The organism is Micrococcus sp. LASM2_SD2 (assembly GCF_057364565.1).
In genome coordinates this window covers 1-1519 of the sequence record NZ_JBNFOB010000354.1, presented here as the reverse complement: position 1 = coordinate 1519, position 1519 = coordinate 1, and the positions used below count along the sequence as shown (strand labels likewise).

The window sequence follows — 1519 nt, the reverse complement described above, 5'->3', positions numbered from 1 at the left end:
CTGACGTACTGGGTGGGTTCAACCGGTCGTTGCAACACCGTTCAACGTGAGCGAGCGTAACTGCTCAGCGAAGACCTCCGCGGGCGTCTTCCAGTCCAGGACCTTCCTGGGCCTGTTGTTCAGGGTGTACGCGACTGCTGCGAGGTCTTCAGCCGACCACCTCGACAGGTCCGTGCCCTTCGGGAAGTACTGCCGCAGCACCCCGTTCGTGTTCTCATTCGTCGGCCGCTGCCATGGTGAGTGCGGGTCAGCGAAGAACACCTTCGTGCCCGTGGCCATCGTGAACCTGGCATGCCCGGCCAGCTCCTTGCCCCGGTCCCACGTCAGGGTCTGCCGCAGCTGCTCCGGCACGTCCGCCATCGCCTTGATCAGGGCCGCGGTCATCGCCTCGGCCCCGTACCCGGCCAGGGAGCGCCCGTTCTTCACCGCCGGCTGCTCACCCCATCCCTGCAGGCGGGGCAAGTGGACCAGGATCGTGGCCCGGCTCTTGCGCTCGGCCAGAGTCCCGATCGCTGAACGCTCGGTCCCGATGATCAGGTCCCCTTCCCAGTGCCCGGGCACAGCACGATCAGCGGCCTCAGGTGGGCGCTTGCTGAACACCACGTCCTCGGTGACGTGGCCCTGGGGCTTGTTCCGGGTACGTGCCCGCGGCTCGCGCAGGGCCCGTCCAGTGCGTAGGCACCCGACGAGTTCGCGTTTGAGTGCGCCCCGTCCCTCGACGAACAGGGACTGATAGATCGCCTCGTGAGAGATCCGCATGGACACATCATCCGGGAACTCCAGGCGCAGCCGGTGGCTGATCTGCTCCGGGCTCCACGCCGTGGACCACCGCCGGTCCGCCCGGCGCGGTTTCATCTTCCGCCCCTTGAACCCGGGCCCGACCGGTCCTGGCACGGCCACGCCATCGGGGCCCAGGACCACCCCGTTCAGGCGTGCCTGGACGTAGTCATGCAGCCGCTGGTTCGTGGCCAGCTTCGCCGGCTTGGGCCGCCTGGCCGCCTCCTGAGCCTTCCACTGCGCCACCGTGGCCCGGTACTCCTTGCTCCCGGAGCGGGTGGCGCAGTTACGGCGCAGCTCGCGACTGATCGTGCCGGGATCACGTCCCAGGGCACGCCCGATCTGACGCACCCCGTGACCCTGAGCGTGGAGGATTGCGATCTCTTCACGCTCAGCGAAGGACAGGTACCGGCCGGTGGGCTCGGCCAGGGACAGTGGGGCCATGCCGCCAGCGTGACGGAACCAGCGCGCCCCGACGGGCCAGGACACGCCCACCGCCAGCGACGCCTCGACCGTGGTGACACCGGTGGCGATCACACGCCAGAACTGACGTTGCACCTCTCGTGAGGGCTGCGGCCTGCCAGGAGAGCGCATGGGGGCCCGCAGCGCCCGATCCGCTCTCCACTGCCGACGTGTCCCCTCGGGCACGTCACTGATCTTCCTCGCCCAGTCCTTGCTGGCCATCGCCCATACCTCCAGTGATTCCGAGAGGGTGTTGCGACGACCGATTGAATCCACCCTG

Annotated in this window: 1 protein-coding gene; it reads right to left on the bottom strand. The window is 68.3% G+C overall.

The annotated features are described in order from the left end of the window. Positions 1 to 18: 18 nt before the first annotated feature. Entirely contained in the window at positions 19 to 1461 is a 1443-nt protein-coding gene (locus AC2W7A_RS12290) for an IS30 family transposase (RefSeq protein WP_485991593.1), read from the bottom strand. Positions 1462 to 1519: the final 58 nt, after the last annotated feature.